Here is a 1,432-nt window from a genome sequence, read left to right as displayed (position 1 = left end):
CCAATACAAGCAGTTCAAAAAATTCAGATACCAAGAATTCAACAATCAAGTTGTCAATCCACAGTAAAGCCAAAGAAGTAGTTGAATTCCAACGCTTACTCACGGCTCGTAACTTGGCTGAGTTTGTGCTCGAGCCAGGTGCTTATTAGGTCACGGTATTCCCATTTTAACTAAGCGCGATCAGTGAGTGATTGTGCGTTGGAAGTCAGAGCACCGAATTAGATTATATAGTCATACCACATTATCGGGTAAGTTAATCGAAAAATTTAGCTTTTAGTGATCAAGGTAGGGCTGGCAAATCCCTAGTATTCGTTATGCGATCGCCATTATTGCCAAGTCGTGAACGAACCATTGTTATTCTACTATAGACGAATGGCCAAAGTGTTAAAGTTTTAAACAAAACTTTACAAAAACCAGCCCATTTTTCCGATATTTATAGGGCTCTTCCGGAGTAACTATGCCGTTGTGTTAGTTAAAATAACGAAGGATTGGAAAGACTGGGAGGAGACTCTGATGATACTAGAAAAACTCCCTTCGTCAGGTAACTATGACGGGGTTAAATACCCGGTAGTTTTTCGATTAGTTGATGCCGCCGATTGTGGCATTACTCAACAGCGGTAACGGGTGTTCATTGTTGGCATCAAAGAAGAGTTAACTTTCCCTAAGTCTTTCCCGAAAAAAAAACATTTTCTTGATAGCTTGTCGATTGGATTAAATTAAAAGCAAAAGAAAATAGCCGTAGAAATACTATCTACAGGTGCGACCCGTGGCGAATTTAATTCTTAATGCGGAAAGCGCACCTAGGCTATTTCAGTGCTGTAAACGCAATTGTCATGTCTATCAGTTTCCGAATCAATCCGGATGTGATCCTACGGGATCAGAGCAGGGGGGAAACCCCCCCAGAAATTTAACGTCTTAACGCCAAGTTGAAGACTTGGTTGCAAAACTAATTACTTGCCCTGGAATCCCGGTCGGCTGCAAAGGGCTCCAGTCGGAACCTTTGCATACCCCAATGCACAAAGGCCGTAAATAGTATTAATTACTGCTTCAGGAGAACCCTTAATGGACTTAATACGTTGTTTCTTGGGATTATTGTTTTGATTCGGAATAAAGTCTGTAGACATGAGTAAAAAACTTAATTACGTTTATATTAATTATGGTAATGATTATAAGCGTATTTATCAAGGGTTTTGATATTTTTTTTTGGAGGTTATTTGAGAATAAATTAAAAAAAATTGACGTATCGCCTTTTTTATAGCATCAATAAATTTATGCATTCTATGTTTAAAAATCGGGTAATTAAAAGAGCTTGCGGAGGCATACTATTACCGTCTTGGTCACCTTTGAACGGGAATTGATTGAGATTTTAGAGCAGGTGGGTGAATCATCCCAGACCGTAGAACCTTTACTAGCTAAATCTGCTTAGTATGAC

At 39.1% G+C, this 1,432-nt stretch carries 1 protein-coding gene; it reads right to left on the bottom strand.

Annotated elements, in window-relative coordinates; translation table 11 throughout:
• Positions 1 to 950: 950 nt before the first annotated feature.
• The gene (locus F6K37_RS42245; protein WP_502887840.1) at positions 951 to 1,124 is read right to left on the bottom strand and encodes a hypothetical protein; all 174 of its coding nucleotides are present in this window, start codon (positions 1,122 to 1,124) and stop codon (positions 951 to 953) included.
• Positions 1,125 to 1,432 lie beyond the last annotated feature (308 nt).

The organism is Moorena sp. SIO4E2, from assembly GCF_010671945.1.
GTDB classification, from domain to species: Bacteria; Cyanobacteriota; Cyanobacteriia; order Cyanobacteriales; family Coleofasciculaceae; genus Moorena; species Moorena producens.
The sequence above is the reverse complement of the archived record's forward strand: the minus strand, read 5'-3'. Positions and strand labels throughout refer to the sequence as shown.